Annotated in this window: 22 protein-coding genes; 11 read left to right on the forward strand and 11 right to left on the reverse strand. The window is 63.4% G+C overall.

Features of this window, described 5'->3' with window-relative positions:
• Positions 1-2: 2 nt before the first annotated feature.
• The gene (locus KAY22_RS03030) at positions 3-869 is read right to left on the reverse strand and encodes a zincin-like metallopeptidase domain-containing protein (protein ID WP_296619824.1); all 867 of its coding nucleotides are present in this window, start codon (positions 867-869) and stop codon (positions 3-5) included.
• Positions 870-1,152: 283 nt separating this feature from the next.
• Positions 1,153-1,407 carry a GDCCVxC domain-containing (seleno)protein gene (locus KAY22_RS03035; protein ID WP_296619827.1) on the reverse strand — a complete coding sequence of 85 codons (255 nt, stop codon included), beginning with the start codon at positions 1,405-1,407 and terminating at the stop codon, positions 1,153-1,155.
• Positions 1,408-1,884: 477 nt separating this feature from the next.
• On the opposite strand from KAY22_RS03035, the gene KAY22_RS03040 reads away from it, so the two are divergent.
• Positions 1,885-2,313, forward strand: a complete 429-nt coding sequence (locus KAY22_RS03040) for a helix-turn-helix domain-containing protein (RefSeq protein ID WP_296619829.1) — start codon at positions 1,885-1,887, stop codon at positions 2,311-2,313.
• 161 nt (positions 2,314-2,474) lie between these two features.
• Here KAY22_RS03040 and KAY22_RS03045 read toward each other — a convergent pair whose 3' ends face one another.
• Both KAY22_RS03045 and KAY22_RS03050 read right to left on the reverse strand, forming a co-directional pair.
• Positions 2,475-3,593 (reverse strand): Fic family protein, encoded by a 1,119-nt coding sequence (locus tag KAY22_RS03045; RefSeq protein ID WP_296619832.1) that lies wholly within the window; start codon positions 3,591-3,593, stop codon positions 2,475-2,477.
• A gap of 104 nt (positions 3,594-3,697) precedes the next feature.
• Positions 3,698-4,348, reverse strand: a complete 651-nt coding sequence (locus tag KAY22_RS03050) for a hypothetical protein (RefSeq protein ID WP_296619834.1) — start codon at positions 4,346-4,348, stop codon at positions 3,698-3,700.
• Positions 4,349-4,932: 584 nt separating this feature from the next.
• Here KAY22_RS03050 and mobQ point away from each other — a divergent pair.
• Positions 4,933-5,919, forward strand: coding sequence for a MobQ family relaxase (mobQ, locus tag KAY22_RS03055; protein ID WP_296619836.1), 987 nt, complete (start codon positions 4,933-4,935; stop codon positions 5,917-5,919).
• Positions 5,909-6,364, forward strand: coding sequence for a hypothetical protein (locus tag KAY22_RS03060; protein ID WP_296619838.1), 456 nt, complete (start codon positions 5,909-5,911; stop codon positions 6,362-6,364). Before mobQ ends, KAY22_RS03060 begins: the two co-directional genes overlap by 11 nt.
• Here the strand turns inward: KAY22_RS03060 and KAY22_RS03065 are convergent, their stop codons facing one another.
• From KAY22_RS03065 to KAY22_RS03080, 4 genes are read right to left on the reverse strand one after another with little or no spacing between them, the layout of a single operon-like run.
• Complete coding sequence (locus tag KAY22_RS03065; protein ID WP_296619840.1) at positions 6,365-6,973, reverse strand: Fic family protein; 609 nt, start codon at positions 6,971-6,973, stop codon at positions 6,365-6,367.
• Positions 6,970-7,179, reverse strand: coding sequence for a hypothetical protein (locus tag KAY22_RS03070; RefSeq protein WP_296619842.1), 210 nt, complete (start codon positions 7,177-7,179; stop codon positions 6,970-6,972). Before KAY22_RS03070 ends, KAY22_RS03065 begins: the two co-directional genes overlap by 4 nt.
• A 55-nt stretch (positions 7,180-7,234) precedes the next feature.
• Positions 7,235-7,771: a hypothetical protein gene (locus KAY22_RS03075; RefSeq protein WP_296619844.1), complete on the reverse strand. Its 537-nt coding sequence runs from the start codon at positions 7,769-7,771 to the stop codon at positions 7,235-7,237.
• Entirely contained in the window at positions 7,768-9,366 is a 1,599-nt protein-coding gene (locus KAY22_RS03080) for a TraM recognition domain-containing protein (protein ID WP_296619846.1), read from the reverse strand. The genes KAY22_RS03075 and KAY22_RS03080 overlap by 4 nt, the downstream gene beginning before the upstream one ends.
• Positions 9,367-9,451: 85 nt before the next feature.
• Here KAY22_RS03080 and KAY22_RS03085 point away from each other — a divergent pair, with 85 nt between their 5' ends.
• From KAY22_RS03085 to KAY22_RS03105, 5 genes are all read left to right on the forward strand, one after another.
• Positions 9,452-9,730, forward strand: a complete 279-nt coding sequence (locus KAY22_RS03085; protein ID WP_296619848.1) for a hypothetical protein — start codon at positions 9,452-9,454, stop codon at positions 9,728-9,730.
• Entirely contained in the window at positions 9,727-10,992 is a 1,266-nt protein-coding gene (locus KAY22_RS03090; RefSeq protein WP_296619849.1) for a hypothetical protein, read from the forward strand. Before KAY22_RS03085 ends, KAY22_RS03090 begins: the two co-directional genes overlap by 4 nt.
• Positions 10,992-11,444 (forward strand): hypothetical protein, encoded by a 453-nt coding sequence (locus KAY22_RS03095; RefSeq protein ID WP_296619851.1) that lies wholly within the window; start codon positions 10,992-10,994, stop codon positions 11,442-11,444. The genes KAY22_RS03090 and KAY22_RS03095 overlap by 1 nt, the downstream gene beginning before the upstream one ends.
• Positions 11,445-11,496: 52 nt before the next feature.
• Positions 11,497-12,072 (forward strand): hypothetical protein, encoded by a 576-nt coding sequence (locus KAY22_RS03100; protein WP_296619853.1) that lies wholly within the window; start codon positions 11,497-11,499, stop codon positions 12,070-12,072.
• Between the two features lie 76 nt (positions 12,073-12,148).
• Entirely contained in the window at positions 12,149-12,640 is a 492-nt protein-coding gene (locus tag KAY22_RS03105) for a hypothetical protein (protein ID WP_296619854.1), read from the forward strand.
• Here the strand turns inward: KAY22_RS03105 and KAY22_RS03110 are convergent.
• The gene (locus KAY22_RS03110; RefSeq protein WP_296619858.1) at positions 12,637-13,224 is read right to left on the reverse strand and encodes a site-specific integrase; all 588 of its coding nucleotides are present in this window, start codon (positions 13,222-13,224) and stop codon (positions 12,637-12,639) included. The two genes, KAY22_RS03105 and KAY22_RS03110, sit on opposite strands and share 4 nt — an antisense overlap.
• Positions 13,225-13,458: 234 nt before the next feature.
• Here KAY22_RS03110 and KAY22_RS03115 point away from each other — a divergent pair, with 234 nt between their 5' ends.
• Positions 13,459-13,830, forward strand: a complete 372-nt coding sequence (locus tag KAY22_RS03115; RefSeq protein ID WP_296619860.1) for a hypothetical protein — start codon at positions 13,459-13,461, stop codon at positions 13,828-13,830.
• Here the strand turns inward: KAY22_RS03115 and KAY22_RS03120 are convergent.
• The gene (locus KAY22_RS03120) at positions 13,823-14,545 is read right to left on the reverse strand and encodes a hypothetical protein (protein ID WP_296619862.1); all 723 of its coding nucleotides are present in this window, start codon (positions 14,543-14,545) and stop codon (positions 13,823-13,825) included. The genes KAY22_RS03115 and KAY22_RS03120 overlap by 8 nt on opposite strands.
• A 202-nt stretch (positions 14,546-14,747) precedes the next feature.
• Here KAY22_RS03120 and KAY22_RS03125 point away from each other — a divergent pair, with 202 nt between their 5' ends.
• Complete coding sequence (locus KAY22_RS03125) at positions 14,748-15,341, forward strand: hypothetical protein (RefSeq protein ID WP_296619864.1); 594 nt, start codon at positions 14,748-14,750, stop codon at positions 15,339-15,341.
• A 149-nt stretch (positions 15,342-15,490) separates the two neighbouring features.
• Entirely contained in the window at positions 15,491-15,892 is a 402-nt protein-coding gene (locus tag KAY22_RS03130; protein ID WP_296619867.1) for a hypothetical protein, read from the forward strand.
• Between the two features lie 37 nt (positions 15,893-15,929).
• On the opposite strand, the gene KAY22_RS03135 is transcribed toward KAY22_RS03130, so the two are convergent.
• Complete coding sequence (locus KAY22_RS03135) at positions 15,930-16,226, reverse strand: DUF736 domain-containing protein (protein WP_296619869.1); 297 nt, start codon at positions 16,224-16,226, stop codon at positions 15,930-15,932.
• Positions 16,227-16,527 lie beyond the last annotated feature (301 nt).

A 16,527-nucleotide genomic window follows, 5' to 3' on the forward strand; every position in this document is an offset into this window, starting at 1 on the left:
CCTCAGAGCGCGCTGCTCGCATGCAGCCAGTCCACGGCCGCCTGCGCCTTGCCGGCGGCAGTGAAGATGGCCCGGCTATCGGCCTTCAGCACCTCCAGCCAGGAGGCGAGGTAGGCGGCGTGATCCGGCCGGGGTTCGGGAGAAATCCCGAGATCGGCGCAGAGGAAAGCAGCGCCGAGTTCAGCGACGAGTTCTTCCATCGCGTAGGCGTTGGAGCCAAACCGGCCGCTCAGGTCACGGTCCAGGCGATCCTTGTGACCGGTGGCGTGAACGCTCTCGTGGCCGCGGGTAGCGTAGTAGGCCTGGGCATTGCGGAAGCGACTGAAGGCGGGAAGATGCACGCTATCGCTCGACGGCCGGTAGAAGGCGCAGTCCTGATCGTGATGCACGGTGATGGGCAGCCCCGCGAAGAACGTCTCGGCGGCCGCGATGCGTTCGACGTCCGACAGGGTCGGTAGCAGGGGAAGCTCGAAGCCGTCGACCTGGGCGGCGTTGAAGACATGGTAGGCGCGGGCGACGAACCGGGGACGGTCTTCCTCGGACGAGGCGGCTTCCTCGCCGGCGCTGCCGAGTTGTTTCCAGAACACGACGGTGGCGGACGTCTCCCCCTTGCGGACCGGATGACCGAGTTCGCGCCACTGCTTGAAGGTGGCCCAGAATGGCGTGGCATAGCCTCGGGTGTTGCCGATCAGCCAGAGCAGAAGGGTGTTGATCCCGCGATAGGGCCGATCGCTTGCCAAGTTCTTCGGCAGACCGGGAATGTGATGCCAGGGAAGCTCGAAGCCGCCGCTGCCGGCCTCGATGGCGGTGACGATCTGTTGGGTGACCTCCTCGTAGAGGTCGCGACGGGAAGATGGGCTGGTGGTCATGGTTGGCTCCTTGGAGCCGCGCACCGCGCGCGGCTGATGGAGCCCGTCCGCCCAACCGCATCCGGTGGTGGGGCACACGCCGCGCTATGCGCGCCGACGATGTCGGGGCGGAGCTGCACGAAGCAAAGCGGAGGAAGCGAGCCGGGTTGCCCTACCGGCGGGGTTGGGCAGGGTCATCCATCGATAGCCGCCTTGTGCGCGCCAAACCCACTAGACCAACGCCGCTTGAGCGAGGATCAGTCGTCACCCGTGCGTCGCCGGCTCAGCCGCTGGCCTGCGTCGATCATCGGTTATCCCCAGTTCCGCCGCAGCAGGCTGAGGTCTGACCAAGCGCCTGCGCCTCCTGGATGGGAGGGCAAGCCACATCACCGTAGGAGCAGTAGACGCAGCAGTCGCCCGGCTTCGGCTTGAGGACGACATCGCAACCCTGGCAGTCGTAGAAGTACTGGCAGGCGTCGGTCGGCATGATCTCGATCGCCCGATGGCCGCAGTGGGGGCAGGTAAGCGTGGAGCGAAGCTCGGTCGACAGATCGCTCATCCGCGGGCGCTCCGGATCAGAGCCAAGGCCCACGGTTCGACGAACGGCTGCCAGGCGAGTGCGAGAAGCGCAAGCACCGTTGCCGCGGCGAGCAGGCCCGTCCCAAGCCGCGAGGGCGGAGCGCAGGCGCTGTCCGTCCGACACATCCGAGCCCGCCGCCATGTCAACAGCCAGCCAGCGCCAATCACGCCCAGCGCCGCAAGCGTGATCCAAGCGCGTTGCTGAGCAAACCAGCTCAGGCCTCCCAAGCCTAGGCCGGCGACGGCCAACGACATTGGCAAGACGCAGCACGCTGCCCAAGCGAAGACCGCACCAGCTGCGGCGGCGAACGCGGCCCAGCTCAGGCCGGTTTCGATGGGCTTGCCGCCCTTTTCCTCTCCGAGTCTGGAAGGCGTCATTCGATGGTCCTTTGCATCATGCCACCCACGATGCCATCTGTAGCGACTACAGACTCAAGCCCCAATCGGAAGGCTTCGCATGGCGGACAGCGCGATACCCATCGGCGAACTCTCGCGCCGTACGGGCTGCAATATTGAGACGATCCGCTACTACGAGCGCATCGGTCTGCTGCCGGTGCCGCCTCGCCGAGGCCGCTACCGAAGCTATGGGGCAGACGACGTGGGCCGACTGGGCTTCGTGCGCCGGGCTCGCGAGCTGGGCTTCACTCTAAGCGAGGTCCGTGCGCTGCTTGGACTGGTCGCCGGCGGTGAGGCTTCGTGCGCTGAAGCGCGGGACTTGGCGGCTACCCATCTGAAGGATGTCCGAGCGCGGATCGCTGACCTCAGGCGCATGGAACGGGCGCTAACTTTGTCCGTCCGCGCCTGCGACGCCGGCCACGACCCGGGGTGCCCGCTTATCCAAGCATTGTACGCCGAGGGTTCCGACCGCGCTGGGCGTCCGGATTGAAGGACGGCTTTGACGGGGAGAATTGCCAGCCTGCATGGTGGCGCAGCGGCGCCGATGGCGACCGTCCATTCTCCCATCGGGACCGGTCGCGAACGCCTTGAGGGAGAAACCGAGTTCTCGGCCGACAAGGTCGCGGCAAAGGTGTTCTCAATCCGCTTGAGTCATACGCCATAGGCGATACCCGCGAGCGCATAGCTCGTGCTGCGGCCGCCGCCGGGCTCCTTGACCAGGATGCCGCGCTCGACGAGATCGGTGATGTCGCGCAGTGCGGTGTCCGGTGAGGTCTTGGTAATGACCGCCCATTTGCCGCTGGTGAGTTTGCCCTCGAACCCGTCCAGCAAGCGGTTGATCATGGTGCGCTGGCGGTCGCTGAGCGGCTGACCAGCGAGGCGCTCCCAGAAGCGTGCCTTGGTAAGAACTGCGCCGAGAATATCTTCGGCACCGTCGATGGCGCGAAGCAGACATTCGAGGAACCACGCCAGCCAGGCATCGATCGTGAGGTCACCCTTCTGGGTGGCTTCCAGCACATCGTAGCAGCGCTTCCGCTCAACGCGGATCTGCGCCGACATGCTGTAGAAGCGCTGCGGGCTGTTTTCCGAACGGGCGAGCGCCATATCGGCGATGGCCCGGGCGATCCGCCCGTTGCCGTCCTCGAACGGGTGGATGGTCACGAACCACAGATGGGCGATGGCGGATTTGAGGACCGGCTCCATCCGGTCGTCGCCGTTGAACCATTTCAGGAAGCGATCCATCTCGGCCTCCAGGAGGGCTCCGCCCGGCGCTTCGAAATGGACTTTCTGTTTTCCGTAGTAGCCGGAGACAACCTGCATGGGATCGACATCCGCCGGCCGCCAAGCGGCGACGGTGATCTTGCTCATGCCGCTATGGCCGGTGGGGAACAACGACGCGTGCCAGCCGAACAGGCGCTCCTGGGTGAGCGGCTCGGCGTAGCGCTGGGTGGCGTCGAGCATCATCTCGACAACGCCATCGACGTTGCGATCCGCCTCCTCGGTCCCGCCGACATCCATGCCCAGGCGCTTGGCAATCGAGGAACGCACCTGGCCTTTGTCGAGGATTTCGCCTTCGATCTCGCTGGACTTGAGAACATCCTCGGTGAGGGTCTCAAGCAAGGCTTCGGCGCGCAGTTCGAAGCCCAACGATTCCATCCGCCCAAACAGGCGACCCTGACGATTGCGAACATCGCTGAGGGGTTTCAGGATCGCTTCCTGGTCCCATCGAAATTCGGGCCAGGATTTTTGCTGGTGGATATAGAGGCTCACATAATCTCCGCTAATTATGCGGTGATTATAGGGAGCATTCCCCGCAAAGGCAAGATTATTCACCGCGCATATTGCGGCGAATAATCCGCCCAATCTCCGCACGCCTATTTTAAGCGGCGCTCTCGCGTGGCCCGGAAAAGGGTCACGAAAAACGCGTCCGCGATCGCGAAGGCCGTCGGAGGGTCCAGCCCCTCGATGGTCCCGACAAAGGGGGAGCCCTGATACATCGGCTTCCCGCTGGCATGTATGGCGAGGCGCTGGAAGGTGGCGAACATCGCTCGCCCGAGTTCACGGCTTCCCTCCCCCGTGACCCCTTTATCGCCGTTTCCTTCAGTCGAGATGCAGTCCCATTCAAGGCGGGCGTACTTGCGCGCAACGTTGACATAGATGTCGGGAATGTCGTCGCGCCGACACTGGTAGAACCAGGCATTGATGGCGGGGATGTTTCGCCGAGGCAGCACCCGCCAGCACGGATCGGGCAGCGCATCGTCGCGGACGATGGGCGTCAGGGCCTCGCCGCTCAGGCTCGGGTAGCCGAGCTCGGTGAGCCGCTGGCGCCAGCGATCCCGATCCAGTTGGACGGGCTCCGCTTCTGCCTGACCCGAGATCCGAGCAAGCAGCGCCGCATGCGTGTTTTCGCCGACGGCCGCGGCAAGGCCTTCGGTGAGGTGGGAGGATTTCACGTTCGGATAGGCGGCGCGCAGCGAGCGCTTCACGAACGTCAGGTTGGCAGGGGTCAGCCGGAGTACGGCCATGGCACCGTTCCTTCTCATCACCGTCGATCGCCGATTACACGCCGGCGTCGAGGAAGGACGGGGCGGGACGCTTGAGGGACTAAAGTTCGCTTTGACCCGGCGATAGGTCAGGTGGAACGACCGGCCATGAGCATGGCCGAACCGGACCTGAGTTCAAGGGCAAACTGCGCGTTGTCCCCATACATCGCGATGTATGGCAGCGGCCCTCGCGGGGGTTCCGGGGGGGGGTGACGAACGCCTCGGACCAGGGTGCGGGACGGGGTCCTGCTCCACCGGTCGCCGGTGGAATGCGAGGGTGTCGGGGCAGCGCCAAAGCGCCCTGACCGGGGTTGTTCAGGGGCAGCGCCCCTCCGGCGAAAAGCAAGGCTGAGAGCCGGTCCCGCCGGGGTGTAAGGGGGTGGCGGAAGAACCCCTGCCAAGCCGCCGAACCTGTTGCTGCATCGCATCATAGTTGTGGAAACAACGATCGCAGCAACCCTGACGCGAGAAATCCCTGTGGGCACATTCGCAAGAATGTATAAGTGCACACCTAGCGGTTTAGCGCTCTCTTGTTTCTAGCTCGGCGGCAGAACGGGGGTTCAGGCTTGGCTATCTATCACCTCAGGCTGAAGGTGATCTCGCGGTCCTTGGGACGGGCCGCCAAACCGGGCGGCGCAACGCGCCGGTCGGTGGTGGCCGCGGCCGCTTACCGCTCGGGCGAACGTCTCTTTGATGTGGCCCAGGGCAAATGGTTTCACTTCGACAAGCCCGACATTTTTCACACGGAGATCCTCGCCCCCGAGGGCGAGACACCGCCTTGGGTGTTTGACCGGCAGACCCTGTGGAACATGGTCGAGCGGGCGGAGAAGCGCAGCGACGCACAGCTGGCCCGCGAGGTCGAAATCACCCTCCCCCGCGAGCTCCGCCCCGAGCAACAGATCGACCTGGTGCGCGGGTTCGTGCGCGAGCATTTCGTCAGCAAGGGCATGGTCGCCGACATCGGCGTGCACCGGCCCGATGCGTCCGACGGACTAGAGCAACCCCACGCGCATGTGCTGCTGACGCTTCGTCGTTTGGACAGCAGCTCGCCCACCGGCTTCGCCGCGAAGAAGGAGCGCGACTGGAACGAGCGCGAGGACATCGCGCGGCAGGTTGCCGAAGCGCGCAAGCGGTTCAACAACACCGGCCTCGAGGAAGATCGCGAAGCGCTCGAGGCGGTGGAAGCGCTACGCAACGTGAACGTCTGGCGGGAACGCTGGGCAGCGCATGCGAACGCCAGCCTGGCCGATGCGGGATCCGATGCGCGCATCGATCACCGCACCTTGGAGAAGCAAGGGATCTTCCGCATCCCGCAGCTGAACCTCGGCCTGGCCCGCCATGTCGGGAAGGCTTACGACTACCTCAAAGAGCGCGTCACCCAATGGGTCGCGATCAAGAAGCGGGCGCAGCTTTACGAGGAAGTCGAGCACTACAAGCAGCGCGATCCGAACGCGCTGGCCGACTTCGTGCTGCGCCTCGGCGACATGGCGGAGAGCTTCGCCAACCAATTCAAGAAACCTACTCCCATCCCGGAGGTGGACCTTGAGCGATGAGTTCGACCAGGTGTTCGGGCGACCGAGCTTCACCGAACGGATGGGGCGGGAGACGCCACCATTGACAGAACCTGAGCGGCCGGAAGGCGCGGTCAGCAGCGAGCCCTACAAGCCTTACGGCTTCATGCCGAGTGGCACGGTGGGCGAGTGCTGCGATGTCCAGCGCTGGGTCGACAACACCGAGATCGCCGAGGGCATCGAGTTCCAGTATCGGTTCCTGATGCAGATCGGCTATGTCGGCGAAGAACAGCTTCGCCTCTTCCTGCCCGACTGCATCGTGGTCATCGAGGGACGCTTCCTGCGCGACCTGCGCAAGAAGCTGGCGCGCCGGATGGTGACCTACATCCAGCAATTTAATCCGCGGGTCTGGCCGGCGCCGGGCAATGGCGAGCCGGTTGTCACCCGCATCGACATCGTCCGACCGGAGCCGACCGCGAAGCGGTAACTACACATCGATGCCCCGGTCGCGCCCGAGCTCACGCTCGGGCGCGGGGCCGATAACCGTGTCGCGCAGCGCCTCGGTCATCGGGGTCAGATCGCGTGTATGCGACGCGATCGAGGCATCGAGCCAGGTCGCGCGATCAAGCCGCGTCAGGTCGACCGCGTGGCCGGCCCCTTCGGCCAGTTGGCCGAAGAACTGCAGCTGCACCCGGCCATTGCCTTCACGAAAGGGGTGGAGGTGGTTGATGTCGGCCAGGAGATCGGCCGCCGCCGCCGCGAAGGCGTCCGGCTGCAGGCCACGCAGGTGGTCGGCGTCCACGAGACGCCAATGGATGTCGTCCATACCGCGTCGGATCAGCGACGCCGGCATGAAGACACTGTCCCCCTTCTCGATCTCGACGGTGCGCAGCTCGCCTGCCCAGTCATAGACATCCTGGAACAGGTGGCGATGGATGCTGCGCAGATGGTCGAGGTCGAACTCGCCTTTGGGTACGAAGTCGCGAGCCCGGCTCGCGACGAAGAGACGTTCGGCCTGGTCGAGCGCTTCGGCGGTGGTCAGGCCAAGGCGATTGTAGAGGACGCCGGTTGTGGGGTCGGCGTACGGGTCGCTCATTTCAGCGCGGGTGCGATGCCGAGTTGGTCGCGGATGAAATCGCGGCAGCGATCACCGGACCAGCCTTCGCGGTCGAACATGTCGAACATGGCGATCTCGGCCGGCGTCAGCGCGTTGCCTTCGAGCGCTTGCAGATGCTGCGCGACGAGCCGCCGCTTACGGGCGGTGGCGATCTCGGCAGGGCTTAATGGAACGACGTCGGACATTGTTATACTATAACAGAGAGGCGGTCGATTGGTAGCAAAACCCGCATTGCCGCCGTCACCCCATGATGCGCCGGCAGTAGTCGGGCAGCGATTGGTAGGCCTGGTTCAGGCTGGCCGACTGCCCGGGACGAGCCAGGCAGTGGCTGACAAAATCGGCGCCCCTTCGGGGCGCGGATTTGCCTCGTTTGATCAGCCGAAAGATGGCGACCCCAATCCCGAGCGCCGTGCCTGCCCAAAACATCGCAAGGGGAATTTCGAGGCCCGGCGTTCCGGTCGCGCCAAGCGCCATGAAGCCGAAGACGATCCAGACGATGACGCCGAGCACGACGCGGAGCTTGCCCCAGCCGGGTAGCGCGAACTGCCGGGGCGCCTTGCCGTCCATGGCGTTCCATTCGCGCTGCCAGTCATTGTAGGCGCGGATGCGTTCGTTGGCCTTGTAGGCGGCGCTTCCGGCGATGAGGAAGATGAGGGCCAGCATCCCGCCCTGGCCTGTCGTCAGAAACTGAAAGCCGAAGACGAGCAGGCCGATGCTGAGGCCAACGAAGCTGAGGCCGTTGCCGATGAGGTAGGTGAAGAAGTTGGGGCGGTTCATTGGCGGAACGTCACATGCAGGTAGTTTCGACGGCTGTCGTTGAAGGTCTTGCCGGCCTGGAACCACACCCCGGTCACCTGACCGGCATTGGCGGTGCCCCCGGTCTTCAGGTAGCGGGCGAAATCCGCGGGCTCGATCTCGTAATCCATCTGTTCGGAGTAGCCGTCGGTGTAGCTCTCACCGGTATTGAGGCCGCGATTGCGACCCCAGCTTTCGCCGCCACCCTTGTTCGAGCCCCAGGTCGAACCGGACTGCGAGCCGTGATTACTGCTCGACGCGCTGGAACCTGAACTGGACCCCCAGCTCTTGTTCTCGCCGGCATTCATGCCCATCGACCGCGAGCTGTTGGTGCCCTCGCTGTAGGTGTTCCGACGAACCAGGCTGCGGCCGACCGTGGTCGCCGCCCATTGGTTTGTCTCCGGGTCGGCATTGTTGTGGAAGATCTTCGTCACGAAGTTCGCCAGCAGCATGTCGGCTTTGTGCTTGGCGTTCTCACCGCCCATCTTCGCGTAGTAGGTCGGCAGCGACTGGGTGAGAAACACCGTGCAGGCCCGCGCCGAACGGCAGGTCGACTGGAAGTCGGTGTCGAAGGCATTGACGAAATACTGGCTTTCGTCCGCCCACAGGAACACCGGCCGGTCGCGGTGCGCCGGATCGAGCCCGTTGCGGGCGAGCACGGCGCGCTGCCACATGTACTTGAACAGCTGCTGGCCGATGATGCCGTCCTCGTTCCAGGTCAGCGCCGACATGTCCATGACGATGATCGCGCCGTGGAAGGTCAATTCGGGCACGATGTTCGTGCCGGTGCAGAACGCGTCGTGCAGCCGGCCGCGATTGAAACGGTCGAGCGCGGTCGACAAGGAGATCGCGATATTCCCGCGCGTCTTGTTGTCGAGCTGGCTGTACTCGTCACGCCAGTAGGCGGCGGTCTTGTCGAAATCCGATTCTGACAACGGCACGATGGGTTCGCGGCGGGCGCGGGCCAGCGCCGCGAACATGAAGGAATGTTCCTGCCAATCGGGATCGCGCAGCTGATCAAGGCTGACCGGCGCCGAAGCGACGAAGCGGATGATCTCGGGGATGGTGACATTGCCGGTCGCCGCGAACAGGATCGGGATGGTGTTGCGCAGCACCTGGCGCGTGGCGTCTTCCCAGAACGCCTCGCTGCTGCGCCCGGCGTTGGGGTTGGCGAGGCGCGCCGCGTCGAGAATGCGCATCAGGCATTCGACGACGCTGCCCAGGCCGGCCATTCCCTGGCGCGACAGTTCGTAGGTGATGAAGTTGAAGCAGCCGCCGCGATCGCCGAACAGCACCAGCGAGTTTCCGCGCCCGTGCTCATGGGCGTAGGCGATCCACTGTTCGACTTCGTCGGGCTTGGCGGCGAGCACCAACCCGCCCATGCCGGCGCGAAGGTACGCCCCGGCCAAGGCCTTGCCGCTGCCGGAGGTCTTGCCGGAGCCGATGCCGCCGAAGACGTGCACACCCTGACAGGCGTCGCGAAGCGTGAAGCGATCCTGCGGCGATAGCTGCAGTAGCGGTGCGTCGAGGTTGTTGACGTAGCTCACGATCGGATCGCCCCCGCTGATCAGCGGCATTTCAACCTAGGATTCCTTAAATCGTAAAGACTCCTCTTGCGATAGCATCGCTTTCTGTGGTGCCGTGACGTTCGGGGAGGCGGTCATGGCGCTGTTTGATTTCCTGTTCCGCGAGGCGGCGAACGCCATTCAGGACGTTCGTCAGAAGGTCGTGGAGGAAGGCTGGTTCGGTCGCGTCGTCACGGCGGCGCCGGTGATCGAAGTCGAGAAGCTCGGCGAAGCCGCATCGGCCGAGCTGTATGGAAGAGGCCCCGCCATCGAACCGCCCCGAACGGCCTCGTTCGAAGAGCAGTGGGCGCCGCGCGAACGCGGGGTCGATCCGGCGGGTCCGGAGCACGGCCACGATCTGGGGATCGACCGATGACCGAACTGGCCGTGCTGCCTTCCGCTGCGCCGGTCAAGGCGCTCTCGCACGATCAGATGCTCCACTACGCCGACCCCTTCTACGACATGCGGTCGGGGAAGTTTCAGTGGAGCCTATTCTGGAACATGCTCGGGCTCTTCGCGCTCGGGCCGTTCGTCTCGATATTCCTGCTCTTCGGGATCGGGCCCTTCCTGATGACTATCGCCGGTCTCGGGCTGGCCCATCGGATGGCACGGTTGGAAGGCACGGCTGTGGCGGTCGAAGCGACGCGCCAGCATGCAATCAAGTTCTTCTACACCCACTTCGCCATCGTCATCGGCCTCAAGCTCGGCGTGGCGGTCCTGGGCGGCGTCGACGGGATCGGTGGGCTCCTCATCGCCGCCTACTGGCTGTTTTCCCTCTACGCGGCCGGAAGGATCGCTTTCCATTTCCGGCGCGCCAAGCTGTGGGAGAAGCCGCGCGCGGATCACGGCAAGGCGGCGGCGCCTGCCGCTTCACTGGAAGCCCTTCGCGCCCAACGCGCGGTGATCCTGTCCAACCTGGAGGAGATGACCCGCTTCGAGGTGTTCGACGCCTCAGACCCCGTCCTGGCGGACGCTTGGACGCGCAAGCAGACCGGGATCCTCGAAAGTACGATGAAGGACGGCGATGCGCTCACCCGCCGAAGCTGGCAGCTTGCCTATGGCATCTACAATCACGCGGTGGCGACGGTCGACATGGCCCGGCGCTCGACGAGTGACGTGCTCCAACGGGCCGAAGCCGTCCTTGCCCGGCTTGGGATCACGCCGGCGCCGGTGGAGGAAGCGAGCGTTCAGCTGGCCCAGGATGTCGGCTTCGCCGAAGTGAAACGTGGCTTCACCCAGAAGCTCAACTACATGGGCGGCTTCAACCAGGTGGCCGCAAAAGTCGGCACGGGTCAGATGCCCTGGCAGGCCGCGGTGGCGGCCGCCGCCTTCACGTTGATCATGACCGCGATCAACGAAAGCAAGTTGCTACGGCAACTCAAGGAGCTCGAGGGTGATCTCACCCTGCGAGCCCAGACGGCCAAGTCCGACATGCAATGGACGGACACGCTCATTCGCACGCGCCTGCTGCCGCAATTCGATGGGCTGGTTCAAACCATCGAGGCCCTGGATCAGGCCCTTGCCGATCCATCGTTTGCCGACGGGGCTTCGTCCGATGAAGCCCGGCGGCAGGCGCTGCAGCTCGCGATGCTGGTGACCGAAGGCAAGCAGCTACTTAAGCAGACGGCGGGAAGCTAATGAGTGACGATGTAACAGGACGACGGGACGAGCTTCTGGATGCCGCGCGGGTGCGCGGGCGCGCCCTGCTCGCGGGCGAGGTACTGCCGCCGGCCCTGGACCAGTTCACGGTCTATACGGGCCTGATCGACAAAGCGCTCGATCTCGGCAAGCTCATCGCGACCGAGGAGCGCGACCTGCATGTGATCGATTCTGCCTACCGCTTGGAGATGGCCGCTATCACGGCGGAGTTCGCGAAGATCGAAAACAGCATGCGCATCGACGCGGAGAACGACAAATCCTACCGCGATCAGCAGTTCGCGATCATCAATAAACTCATCGATGCTGGAAATTTCGAACTGGCCTCGGAAATCCATAAGCGCCTGATCGACAGTAAAGCGCGCTCGGCGATGGACCAACTCATTGAACTACGAAACAAAGCCTCGCCCGATTTCCCGGCACGACCCAAATAACTTCATGCAACTGTAATACTAACTGGCCGTCATTTTGATAAAATGAAGGCCTATGTCACGATTTGCGCAGTGGTCACGAGACCCGAATGCCAAGGTCCCGGCGGAAGTATTCGCCAGGCGCACCGTCGCCGAAAGCGATACGTTTCACCAAGGCCTGCGTGATCTCGTTGAAGGATCGAAAGACTTCAAAGGCAAGGATGAAATCCTCGGCCACATCAACGCGATGCACGACATCGACCGGGGCTATGCCCAGCGCATGGCGGCGATGGCGGTCGAGCAGCGCGCCGAACGTGCGGCCGCGTTAGGCTTGTCCGGCGCGGAGAGCGCCACGAAGGCGGCCGGTGCTTCGGCTAACGGCGCCGTAGCCAGCGGAGCGAAGGCCGCCGGCGCTTCGGTGAATGGAGCGGCCGCAAGCGCGGCGAAATCGGCCACGACCGCCAAGGCCCTGCCCAAAGGCATGGGGAAAGCCGGCCTCGTCGCCGCCGCGGTTGCTTGTGTCGCCGTGATCGGCACCGCCAGCTACCTTCACCACAAGAAGAAGCAAGAAACGAAGAACGCGCAGTGGACCGACAGGATCGACGCCCGCCGGGCGCAGGCCGCAGCGCGCGGCACGGGGCTTGGTGCCTAACGCAAATTTGGTCCCATTGACACCAAACAAGTGATCATGCATTTTGGTCCCGTCAGAACCAAACTGGGTGTCGTCTTTGGAACTTCCCTCTGTCACCTCTGCCCGTGCGGCCGATATCGTCGGCCTCGGCTATGAAGGTTTCCGCAGCTACCTGAAGCGTGGGCTCCTCGGCCGTACCGGCATGCTGCCGGGCTTTCACGCGCCGGGGTCCGACAGCTTCGATGACCCGGCCCCTCGGGCGGGCTGGAAGCGCTTCGGGGCAACCGACCTCTGCCTCATGCGGGTCGCCAAAATCCTGATGGACCATGGGTTCAACTTCACCCAGGCCAGCAGCATCGTCTCGCGCCATAAGCTGTGGTCGGACATTCAACACAGCGACGCCCCGGTCGATCGCTACCTCATGGTCTGGCCGCCCTATGCGGACCACATCTTCTACGAACTGTCGGATCTTCATCACCTGCCCCGCGACCTTCAAGCGCTCTCAGCGGAAGGCCCGGTGACGCTCGTCAACATCGGCGACGTCCAGCGCTATGTCGCGGCCGAACTCACGTCGGCCGATCCGAGCTAGAGGTCGGGCCGCTCGGACGCATCCCAGAGGCGTTGGGCCAATCGCCGCTCCTCCTCCCCGACGACCTGCTGATAGATCGCCGTGGTCTGAGGCTTGGCGTGCCCCATCCAGCGCTGGGCCAGGGCCAGCGGGACATGCTCGGCGGCGAGCACGCCGAAGCGATGGCGCAGCCCCTTGGCGGTCGCCTGTGGCCCGGCGATTTGCGAGTTCTTCATTAGCCGCTTGATGCGGCGCCAGGCCGTCTGTCGGCAGCACGACCACAGGCGCTGATCATCCCGACATCCGCTCGCCAACAGTGTCAGCTCGTCCATGAGCGCGCTGGGGATAGGCACCACGCGATAGCAGAGCCGCCGGCGCTTGAGGGTGCGGATCACGATCTGGCCGCCGGAACGATCAAGGCTGGCGGGGGTCAAGGCGAGCCCCTCGCTGATGCGGCAGCCCGTATAGGCCAGGAGCAGGGCGAAGGTCCGCGTGCGCGGATCAGCCTGGCGAGCAGCCGCCAGAAACAGGCGCGCTTCGGGAGCACAGAGATACTTCCGGCGTCCCACCGGATCAAAGAGGCGCGCCGGATCAGCGGCGTCCAATCTCCAGCCGCGTGTCACGATCCCTCCCAAACGCTGCAACAGAATGGCCTATTCTGTTGCAAGGCGTGACCCTGCGTTGACGCTCGCTCATTACAAATAGTGATCGCTTTCAGAAATACCCCGGCGGCGGACGGTAGAATAACTATGATTCAAAACAAACTCTTAGCTGCTACCGCAACAGAATAGGCCATTCGGTAGCATCGCCCGGCTCCCTTTTCTTGCCGGTGATGCATTATGAACAAGCCCGCCTCATGGATGGTGGTTGCCCTTATAGCCCTGATCGAAGTGGCTGGTGCGCACGTCGCCCAAGCAGCGGTGACCAACCGCGAGCCCTACGACGTCGCCATCCGCTGTTTCGTAGCGAACGGGATCGCGTCCGGCCAGCGCCAGCGGGCCGGTGACTTGGCCAAGGCGGCCTATTACGAAAGTAAGGCTAAGGAATCCTTCGGCGTGGCGTACGGCCTCGGCGACATTCTGAAGTTCAGCCGAGCCCAGATCGACGCGGACTTCGAGCGAGCACTTAAAGTTGAGGCCCCTGCGATGCGACGAGATCAACCGTATTTCTATCGCGTTGTCGCCGAATGCAAAGCTTACCAGCTTATGTAGTGCGGACCGGGGTTTCGTTCGCCGAACCCACGCTGAGGCCGTGCCCACCCTGCTCGGTCTCGCCAACGATCACTTTGGTCGCCGGGGCAATGGCATCGAGCGGGTCTCGCGAGACCGATATTGCGGTATCAGGTTGCGCCGCAAGGGCGGTACCGAGACCTTCCTCAACGCTACGGACACGCTCGAACATCGGCAAGTAGTCTGGGCTTTGGTCAGCACCGTGTGCGCCAGCATCGCGCAGCTGATCTTCCATGAGTTGGGCGGCACGCAGGTTGCCTTGCGGCGTGCCCTCGGCCAGCGCCTTCTGAATAGCGGCTTGGCGCTCCGCCTCGCGCTTGCGGTACTCTGCCTCGTCTTCGGGCGACGAGAAGCGCAGGTAGGGATCGAGGACCTTCTTCTCGTAGTAGTCGTCGACCAATCCCAGGACCGTCTTGCGCGCCCGCTCACTGGCGTCCTGGATAGATGCAGCAGCCGACATCGCCGAGCTGCTACGCGCTTGTTGGGCTGCTAACTGAGCCGCTGCCGAGATCGCGAGGACCTCACCGCGAATGCTGACCAGGTCCGCGCCGCGGGCTTGATCGACGCGTCGCTGCAGGCCTGCCAGAACCTGCAGCTGCGCCTCAGCCAAGGCGACCGACGCAGTGTCGCCGCCATGCAGAAGGATGGCCAAATTGGCTTCGAGGTCGGATTGGGCGCTACCGATCCGGCCGATCAAATCCGCCTTTAGTCCATCCTCACTTTGGAGGCGGGACGAATTGTCGGCTTCGACTGTTATGCGGTAAACGATACAACCTCACACTACACGCAATACTAGAACATATCTCATTAACTTTTCGTTAATTCCGCACTTGGAAGCCGTATTTCTTCTCGAAACTGTAATACTGCCGCCCGCTCCGATCTGATATTCCTGAAGTTCTATGAGTAAGCTGGATACAGATGCCACACCTGCGGACGTCAAAGCCGAGCAATTTCTCAATGCTGGAGCTCGCTATGAAGAGTTCCTGCTGAGACGCGGCGCATCGCCGGAACAAGCGGCCGATCAGCGGCTCGCCCTCACCCTATTCATGGCTCAAGAAATGCCGGACATCGGCGTGTTGGAAGCCGTGCAAGAGCTTCGCGAAATAGCCACGCGGAAGCCAGTACCGAAACGAAGGCCCTATCCGGGCCGTGAAGCATGCGAGCTTACGCCGCTCAACTTCCTTCACAAATACTATGGGGATGACATTGCCGCTGGAGGAATGGGCCCCGGTAGACTTTCGGTCATTGACCAACGGCTCTATCGCGCTGTCTCTTGGGAGTTATCTCAACAGAATCCCCCGCAGGACATCCGTACCTACTTCGAACAACTTTGCGATGAATCGAAAAGAGGCCGAACAAGCGATCGCCGTTCGCGCGCATGCGCAACGGTCCTTGGTACGAGCGAAGATACCGCTAATCGCTTCTTCCGAAGCGTGAGCTTTGCACGCCTTGAGCCAGATAAAATACGAACACCTCGTGCCTTTACGCTGTGATCCTGACTTAAGAAGGCAAACAAATATGATTCAGCGCGCGGCGTTTTGATTTCGAGGAACCGGTAAGTTCATCAACGGATTTATATCGCGGGTGGCGACCGAGGGTTAAAACATCTCCTCGGTAGAACGCATTTTCGATAGGCACGACCATGATGCACACGCGCGTTCAATCCCTCCTCAAAGCGAGGAGCGAACAGGCGAACCTGCGTTTTCACCAAATGCACCGCTCATCGCTGTTCATCGGCGCGATGTTCGTGCTCTTCACCTACGGCTTTTTCCGAGCGGTCCTGGGACACTCGGTTACCGCCGATGAATACCTGAAGGAGATCGGCATTGTGTTCGGTGCGGTGGCGATCATCGCCGAAGGCGCGCGCATGATTGGCCGTCTCTGGCTGCAGCATGCGCGGGGGAAATGCCACGACACTCTCCTTCAGGCCCCCGATGCTGAAGAGCCCGAAGAAGCTGTCGTCATCATTTTGGTTCGTCGGCGTCGGCCGGGAGACAATGCCCGGCGGGTGAATTCCGAACCGCTTGGGAAAGCGGCGGCCTAGCAGGTGATGGGGCGGCCGAAGCCGCCCCGAGCCAGGCCTAACGGCTCCACATGAGCTGATGGCCGCCTTCCGCGCCGTAGACCAGGCGGCAGAAGATGGCGCCGCCGAAGCTCGGATCGTCGAGCTTGACCGATAGGTAGGGGCGTTCGCCTTGCTGGCTCTTGCGAGACCAGGCCGCGCCGATCTCGACCCCACCGGAGAAGACCCGGTAGTCCGGAGCGCTGTCGGTGGCTTTGACGACCGACTGGATGGTGGCCTTGGCCTTGAGCGCCAGGGTGACGATGGAGCCGACGAAGTTCTCGCCGTCTTTGGTGAAGGTTCCGATGATTGCCATGATGGCCTCCGTTGCTGTTTTGGAAGCCGCCCGATGCGGCCTCGCATGCGCACCGACGGAAGGCGATGCAGGGGCGGGATCAGCCCGCAGGGCAGGACGGGAATTTTGAAGCGCAGCGGTCGCGAGGAACGGCTGTAGGCCGGGGGAAAATACTCGTTGATCCCGACACGCGAGCTGACGTGACCCCCGTTTCTCATCCAGTCGTAACGAGAGTCCTGGGTTGATCTGAGCCGTGCTCGGCGGGGGTTGCAAGAGGCCGGCGCGCGGAGACATCAGGTATCGCAGCGTGCCGGCCGGACTC

The organism is Rhizorhabdus sp. (assembly GCF_018006725.1).
GTDB lineage: Bacteria > Pseudomonadota > Alphaproteobacteria > Sphingomonadales > Sphingomonadaceae > Rhizorhabdus.